Source organism: Rhodococcus sp. EPR-157 (assembly GCF_001647195.1).
In the GTDB taxonomy this organism is placed as follows: Bacteria; Actinomycetota; Actinomycetes; order Mycobacteriales; family Mycobacteriaceae; genus Rhodococcoides.
In genome coordinates this window covers 1-7,265 of record NZ_LVCV01000666.1, presented here as the reverse complement: position 1 = coordinate 7,265, position 7,265 = coordinate 1, and the positions used below count along the sequence as shown (strand labels likewise).

Below are 7,265 nucleotides of genomic sequence, written 5' to 3'. Positions count from 1 at the left end.
GCGACCATCGTCGCAGCAATGATCAGATACTGCGGCGCAAGCGTGGCAGAGGGATCGATGAACTGCGGTAGGACTGCCAGCATGAAGACGACGGCTTTCGGGTTGCTCGCATTCACCAGGAATCCGCGGCCGAGCATCGAAAAGCCCCGGTCGGCAATCGGTGGGGACTCGGCGATCTCGGTAGGCGCCGCCCGCCACTGTCGTATTCCCAGGTAGACGAGGTACGCAACGCCGAACCACTTGATGGCGGAGAAGGCGACCTCGGATTCGGCCAACACGGCGCCGAGACCGATGGCAACGATGGCAATCTGCAGCAACAGTCCGATCTGCAGCCCGAAGATGTTCCAGTAGCCCCGCTTCAAGCCACAGCGGAGACCGGTGGACATCGACGCGATCGCGCCTGCACCCGGCGACAAGCTGATGACCACACTCGCTCCAAGGAACGCGAGCCACAGATGCATGTTCATTCGCCCATTGAACAATGCCCGCCGAACGAGGCGGGTCTCGGTACCGCAAGTCGTGCGCACTATCCTGGTGAGTAGAAACCGGACCTCGGTGTGCTTTGTCGAAGGGAAAACTATGCCTGCCCGCATCGAGCTCGCCCGCGTGGATCTACGCGGTCGAACTCCATCCACCGCCGAACTACGCGGCGCGCTTCCACGAGGTGGAGTGGATGTCGATGCGGTGTTGCATCAGGTTCGTCCGGTGGTCGAGGCTGTTCGCGACCGTGGCGTCGACGCCGCTCTCGAGTTCTGCGAGAAGTTCGACGGCGTTCGACCGGACCGCGTTCGGGTTCCTGCCGAGGCCTTGGTGAAGGCACTCGACGAGTTGGATCCTGCGGTGCGCACAGCGCTGGAGGTCGCGATCGAGCGGACCAGGATCGTGCACGCCGATCAGCGTCGCACCGACACCACCACGCAGGTAGTGCCGGGAGGAACCGTCACCGAGCGGTGGGTTCCGGTAGAGCGTGTCGGGCTGTACGTCCCCGGTGGCAACGCCGTATACCCGTCCTCGGTCGTGATGAATGTCGTGCCCGCCCAGACGGCAGGCGTCGGCTCGCTCGTGGTGGCGTCTCCGCCACAGAAGGCTTTCGGCGGTCTGCCGCACCCGACCATTCTCGCGGCCGCGCAGCTCCTCGGCGTCGAAGAAGTCTGGGCTGTCGGAGGAGGACAGGGGATAGCGCTGCTCACCTACGGCGGCACTGACACCGACGGAACCGAACTGGAACCGGTCGACCTCATCACCGGTCCAGGCAACATCTACGTGACGGCAGCAAAGCGGTTGTGCCGCTCGCTGATCGGCATCGATTCCGAAGCCGGCCCTACCGAGATCGCGATTCTCGCCGACGAGTCCGCCGACCCGATTCACGTTGCGGCCGACATGATCAGCCAGGCCGAACACGACGTCATGGCAGCCAGCGTGCTCGTCACGACCAGCGTGCAGCTGGCTGATGCAGTCGACGAAGCACTTGCGGCCCAACTCGACTTCACGAAACACAGCAAGCGCGTGCTGACGGCACTCACCGGCGCGCAGTCTGGCACCGTGCTGGTCGACGACATCGACCAGGGCTTGGCCGTCGTCAACGCGTATGCCGCCGAGCATCTCGAGATTCAGACAGTGGATCCGTCCGCCGTCGCCGCTCGCGTGCGAAGCGCGGGTGCAGTGTTCGTCGGCGCGTGGTCTCCGGTCAGCTTGGGGGACTACTGCGCGGGATCCAACCACGTTCTTCCCACCGCGGGGTGTGCGCGCCACTCCTCGGGCTTGAGCGTGCAGACGTTCCTGCGCGGTATCCACGTAGTGGACTACTCGGAGGCCGCGCTGAAGGATGTTGCCGCTCACGTGATCGCGCTCGCCGACGCCGAGGACCTGCCGGCGCACGGCGAAGCCGTCCGTCTGCGGTTCGAAGGACTTTCGTCATGAGCGACGTTATCGGACAGGGTGTTTCGGTGGACTCGCTTCCGATACGAGAGAACCTCCGAGGCAAGTCGGCGTACGGCGCTCCCCAGTTGACTGTCCCGGTGCAGCTCAACACGAACGAGAATCCGCACCCGCCGACGCAGGCTCTCGTGGACGATGTCGCCGAGTCGGTCCGGCACGCGGCGACGCAGCTGCACCGCTATCCGGATCGCGACGCCGTCGAGCTACGTTCCGCGCTGGCGGAGTATCTGACCGGTCAGACCGGCTTCGATGTCGACGTCAGCAATGTATGGGCAGCCAACGGCTCCAACGAGATCCTGCAGCAACTGCTTCAGGCATTCGGTGGTCCGGGGCGGTCGTCGCTCGGATTCGTACCGTCGTACTCGATGCACCCCATCATCGCGTCGGGAACGCAGACCGAGTGGATGGAGGCGACGAGGCGCGCCGATTTCTCGCTCGACATCGACTTCGCCGTCTCGGCAATCGCCGAGCGCACTCCGGATATTGTCTTCGTCACCAGCCCGAACAACCCCACCGGCCACAGCATTCCGACCGAAGATCTCCGGCGCATTCTGGATGCAGCCCGCGGGATCGTGATTCTGGACGAGGCGTACGCCGAGTTCTCGGCGCAGCCGAGTGCAATCGGTCTGATCGCCGAGTATCCGACGAAGCTCGTCGTCAGCAGAACGATGAGCAAGGCATTTGCCTTCGCGGGCGGCCGGCTCGGCTACCTCGTCGCGGCTCCGGCAGTCGTGGACGCCATGCTGCTGGTGCGTTTGCCCTACCACCTGTCCGTCGTCACGCAGGCAGCTGCGTTGGCGGCGTTGCGACACGCGCCCGAGACACTCGGAAGCGTCGAGAGGCTCTCCGCCGAACGCGACCGCGTCATGGCACGGTTGACCGAACTAGGTTTCGACGTGATCCCCAGCGATGCCAACTTCGTGCTGTTCGGTCGGTTCGCGAGTGCAGCGGCGACGTGGAAGCGCTACCTCGAACAGGGCGTGTTGATCAGGGACGTCGGCATCGACGGGTACCTGCGCACCACGATCGGACTCGACTCCGAGAACGACAGGTTCCTCGAAGTGAGCGCATCGCTCGTGCAGAGTGAGCTCGAGGACACACAGCAATTTGCTACGAACGAGCACGTGGAGACGAACCGATGACGACACCATCCGAAGGCCGGCCACTGAGAATCGCGCGGATCGAACGCACGACCAAGGAATCGGACATCACCGTCGAACTGAACCTCGACGGCACCGGAGTGGTGGATATATCCACCGGCGTCCCGTTCTACGATCACATGCTGACGGCGCTCGGAACGCACGGGCGGTTCGATCTGACGGTCCACGCGAAGGGCGACATCGAGATCGATGCTCACCACACCGTCGAGGACACCGCGATCGTGCTCGGGCAGGCGCTCGGGCAGGCGCTCGGGGACAAGTCCGGCATCACCCGGTTCGGCGACGCTTTCATTCCGATGGACGAGACTCAGGTGCACGCGTCGGTCGACGTGTCGGGACGCCCGTACTGCGTACACACCGGCGAGCCCGATTACATGGTGCACTCCATCATCGGGGGTTATCCGGGTGTTCCGTACGCCACGGTCATCAACCGCCACGTGTTCGAGTCCCTGGCGATGAACGCGCGGATCGCGCTGCATGTTCGGGTTCTGTACGGCCGCGACCAGCACCACATCACCGAGGCCGAGTTCAAAGCAGTGGCGCGGGCGCTGCGACAGGCGGTCGAGTACGACCCTCGCGTCACCGGCATCCCGTCCACCAAGGGCAGTTTGTGACAGCGGTGTGACCTCGCGGTCCAACTCGCTGCTGTCGATCCGCGGCCTGCCTGCTGCGATGGCGATGGGCGCTGCGGCGTTCGGTGGGTGGGGCCTGTTGCTTCCGGTCGTGCCGCTCGCGGTGTCCTTGGGCGGTGGCTCGGATGCCCTCGCCGGAGCGAGCACTGCGGTGTTCATGGCCGCAACGGTCCTCACTCAGCTGTTCGTGCCTAAGCTACTGGTCCGTTTCGGACACCGGCTCGTTTTGGCGGCCGGCTGTATCTTTCTCGGACTTCCCGCTGTGCTGTTCGCAGTATCGGTCGGCGCCGCACCTGCGGTGACCGTGTCGGCTGTGCGGGGCATCGGCTTCGGATTGTTGACCGTTGCTTCCGCAGCGCTCGTAGCGGAACTCGCTCCACCCGATCAGCTGGGCCGGGCAACTGGGGCACAGGGGATCGCGGTTGCGTTGGCGCAGATGGTGACCCTGCCTGCCGGTCTCGTCGTGTTTGCCCTGTCGCCGACTTCTGTGTTTCTGATCGGTGCGGTAGTCCCACTGATCGGACTGATCGCCATCGCGTTTCTTCCGGCGACTCATCCGGTCGCACCGCCGGCGCGGAAAGCTGCCGAGACACGCTCGGCGGCAAAACAGTTCGTGGTTCCATGCCTGGCGATTGCCGCCGCGTCTGCCTCGTTCGGCGGACTGTCGAGCCTGCTGCCGATCGCCGAACCCGGTCGCGAGTCGATGATCGGCGTCGCTCTTGCCGTCGTCAGTGGATCGATGCTGGTAGGTCGCTACGTCGCCGGTGCCGTAGCAGACCGGATCGGCATCGGCCGAGCCCTCGCCCCCGCTCTCGTCCTCGTCAGTGCTGGGGTCGCCCTGTTCGCATTCGCGGTCGCGGACTCGCGCCCTGCGGTCGTGTTCGTCGTAGCGGCAGCAGTATTCGGCATCGGGTACGGCGCCACCCAGAACGACAGCCTGGTCATGACGTTCCGAGTCGCCGGCCCGGAACGCTTCAGTCAGGCGAGCGCCGCGTGGAACATCGGGTTCGACGCCGGGACCGGTGCCGGGGCGATGGCGCTCGGCGTGATCGTCGGGACCGTCGGCTATACCTCGGGTTTTGCCATGGCGGCAGCAGTTGCACTCGTGATGGCCGTGGTAGTCGGGGTCTTCGGTGCACGTTCGGCCGGATAGACTCGAGGATATGAAGTCTGTGGCACTGCTCGACTACGGTTCGGGCAATCTTCACTCGGCACAGCGTGCCCTCGCTCGGGTCGGTGCCGATGTGACCGTCACCTCCGACCCCAAGATTGCGCTTGCCGCGGACGGGCTCGTCGTACCGGGCGTCGGCGCGTTCGCAGCGTGCATGGAAGGTCTGCTCGAGGTCAAGGGTGACCGCCTCATCGGCCAACGACTCGCCGGTGGACGTCCCGTCCTCGGTATCTGCGTCGGAATGCAGATCATGTTCGACCGAGGCGTCGAATTCGGCGTCGAGGCGGACGGCTGCGGAGAGTGGCCGGGCACAGTGGAGCGGCTTCGAGCCGAGGTGCTCCCTCACATGGGGTGGAATACCGTGCGAGCGCCCGAGAAGAGCGTGCTTTTCAACGGTATCGACCCCGACACTCGGTTCTACTTCGTGCACTCGTACGCGGTTCAGAAATGGGAAATGCCGGTCGGGGACACCATCGCAGCCCCATTGCTGACATGGGCCGATCACGGAGGTGACTTTCTCGCCGCCGTGGAGAACGGCCCTCTGTCGGCGACGCAGTTCCACCCGGAGAAGTCGGGCGACGCAGGCGCAGAATTGTTGAAGAACTGGGTCGAGTCTCTGTGAGGATGCCCCGGTGACCGATCGGGAGTTCTCCTTCGGGCGGCTGGCGATCGCTTCATTGGGGAGCGCGACGGGGGTGCTCGTGATCACCACCGTTGTCCTCGCACTCGTCCGGCCAGGGCCTGGCGTGGGTCTGGCGATCGTGGCCGTCGGAATCGCAGCAGCAATTGCCGCGATGGGAGTCGTGTCGACGTCGATGACCCGACGCAGTCTCGGCGACGACCGTCACGACGAGCACGACGAGCACGACGAGTAAGACCCTGGCGGGCCTGTGTGTCGGGGGTGGCAGTAGCATAAGCGCACGTGAGCCTGGTCTTATTGCCTGCTGTCGATGTCGCAGGTGGCGAAGCTGTCCGTCTCGTTCAGGGAGAGGCCGGAAGCGAAACGAAGTACGGATCTCCGCGCGATGCTGCGCTGGCATGGCAGAACGACGGTGCCGAGTGGGTACATCTCGTCGATCTCGACGCCGCGTTCGGTCGCGGATCGAACCGTGAACTCCTCGCCGACGTCGTCGGTGAGCTGGACGTGAAAGTCGAGTTGTCCGGTGGGATCCGCGACGACGAATCGCTACGTGCCGCATTGGCGACCGGCTGCGCACGAGTGAACCTCGGCACGGCGGCGCTCGAAGACCCCGAGTGGTGCGCGCGCGCGATCGGCGAGTTCGGTGACCGGGTTGCCGTTGGACTCGACGTATTGATCGTCGACGGCCAGAGCCGTCTCCGCGGACGAGGCTGGGTCAGCGACGGCGGAGATCTGTGGGAAGTTCTCGAGCGCCTCGAGCGTGATGGCTGCTCGCGGTACGTCGTCACCGATGTCACCAAGGACGGCACATTGACGGGACCGAACCTCGATCTGCTCGCGCAGATGTGCGAGAAGACCGACAAGCCGGTCATCGCTTCAGGCGGCGTGTCCACCATCGACGATCTGCGCGCCATCGCCGGTCTCGTCGACAAGGGTGTCGAGGGTTCGATCGTCGGAAAGGCACTGTACGCAGGTCGATTCACCCTGCCCGACGCCCTCGCGGCAGTGTCCGGATAGCCACAAATGACTCTGCCGGAGGATCCACAACGGTTGCTGGAGATTGCCGGTCGGCTGCTCGACGGCACCCATGACCGGTTCGTCGCAGGGGTAGGCGCGCCGAGCGCCGTACAGAAGGGCCCCGACGATTTCGCGACGGCGGTGGACCTCGAGCTCGAGAAGCGGCTCGCCGCCGAGCTCTTCGAGCAGACCGGAATTCCGGTGCACGGTGAAGAATTCGGCGGTCCCGAGTTGGGTTCCGGCACGGTATGGGTGCTCGATCCCATCGACGGCACTTTCAACTATTCGGCCGGGTTGCCCTCTGCGGGAACGCTGTTGGCGCTGCTCGACGACGGGGTCCCGGTACTGGGTCTCACCTGGCTTCCGCTGGTACAACAACGATTTGCAGCTGCGGCGGGCGGACCGCTGTTGCTCAACGGCGAAGCGCTGCCGATGCTCACCGAACGCTCGTTGTCCGACTCGATGATCGGGTTCGGCGCGTTCAACATCGCCAGCCGCGGACGGTCTCCGGGTCTCTACCGGGTACGGATCCTCGAGGAGCTCTCGAAGGTGTCCTCACGTCTGCGCATGCATGGCGCCACAGGCGTCGACCTGGCGTACACGGCGAGTGGAGTCCTCGGCGGATGCGTCGTGTTCGGCCACCGCGCATGGGACAACGCGGCGGGTGCGCTCCTCGTGCAGGCCGCGGGAGGAATCGTCACCGATCT

The 7,265-nt window shown here is 65.0% G+C and carries 9 protein-coding genes; 8 read left to right on the top strand and 1 reads right to left on the bottom strand.

What is annotated here, in order from left to right; genetic code table 11:
• Positions 1–467: LysE family transporter (locus A2J03_RS28365; protein ID WP_068381232.1), on the bottom strand; the 467-nt coding region annotated here is incomplete at its 3' end.
• Positions 468–579: 112 nt separating this feature from the next.
• Here A2J03_RS28365 and hisD point away from each other — a divergent pair.
• From hisD to A2J03_RS28325, 8 genes are all read left to right on the top strand, one after another.
• Complete coding sequence (gene hisD / locus A2J03_RS28360; RefSeq protein ID WP_068381229.1) at positions 580–1,920, top strand: histidinol dehydrogenase; 1,341 nt, start codon at positions 580–582, stop codon at positions 1,918–1,920.
• Positions 1,917–3,080 carry a histidinol-phosphate transaminase gene (locus A2J03_RS28355; protein WP_068381227.1) on the top strand — a complete coding sequence of 388 codons (1,164 nt, stop codon included), beginning with the start codon at positions 1,917–1,919 and terminating at the stop codon, positions 3,078–3,080. The genes hisD and A2J03_RS28355 overlap by 4 nt, the downstream gene beginning before the upstream one ends.
• Positions 3,077–3,712, top strand: a complete 636-nt coding sequence (hisB, locus tag A2J03_RS28350; RefSeq protein ID WP_068381224.1) for an imidazoleglycerol-phosphate dehydratase HisB — start codon at positions 3,077–3,079, stop codon at positions 3,710–3,712. Before A2J03_RS28355 ends, hisB begins: the two co-directional genes overlap by 4 nt.
• Before the next feature lie 7 nt (positions 3,713–3,719).
• On the top strand, positions 3,720–4,883 hold the full coding sequence (locus A2J03_RS28345; protein ID WP_156520635.1) for an MFS transporter: 1,164 nt from the start codon (positions 3,720–3,722) through the stop codon (positions 4,881–4,883).
• A gap of 10 nt (positions 4,884–4,893) precedes the next feature.
• A complete protein-coding gene (gene hisH / locus A2J03_RS28340; protein WP_068381221.1) occupies positions 4,894–5,523 on the top strand; it encodes an imidazole glycerol phosphate synthase subunit HisH in 630 nt (209 codons plus the stop codon).
• Positions 5,524–5,533: 10 nt separating this feature from the next.
• A complete protein-coding gene (locus A2J03_RS28335; protein ID WP_068381218.1) occupies positions 5,534–5,776 on the top strand; it encodes a hypothetical protein in 243 nt (80 codons plus the stop codon).
• Positions 5,777–5,823: 47 nt separating this feature from the next.
• The gene (gene priA / locus A2J03_RS28330) at positions 5,824–6,558 is read left to right on the top strand and encodes a bifunctional 1-(5-phosphoribosyl)-5-((5-phosphoribosylamino)methylideneamino)imidazole-4-carboxamide isomerase/phosphoribosylanthranilate isomerase PriA (RefSeq protein WP_068381215.1); all 735 of its coding nucleotides are present in this window, start codon (positions 5,824–5,826) and stop codon (positions 6,556–6,558) included.
• 6 nt (positions 6,559–6,564) lie between these two features.
• Positions 6,565–7,265, top strand: a 701-nt coding sequence (locus A2J03_RS28325) for an inositol monophosphatase family protein (protein ID WP_068381211.1), incomplete at its 3' end; no start/stop codon positions are given.

What these genes read in the sequence shown, in the direction of transcription:
- hisD (WP_068381229.1), top strand. Translation starts at nt 580, where the DNA reads ATGCCTGCCCGCATCGAGCTCGCCCGCGTGGATCTACGCGGTCGAACT.
- A2J03_RS28355 (WP_068381227.1), top strand. Translation starts at nt 1,917, where the DNA reads ATGAGCGACGTTATCGGACAGGGTGTTTCGGTGGACTCGCTTCCGATA.
- hisB (WP_068381224.1), top strand. Translation starts at nt 3,077, where the DNA reads ATGACGACACCATCCGAAGGCCGGCCACTGAGAATCGCGCGGATCGAA.
- hisH (WP_068381221.1), top strand. Translation starts at nt 4,894, where the DNA reads ATGAAGTCTGTGGCACTGCTCGACTACGGTTCGGGCAATCTTCACTCG.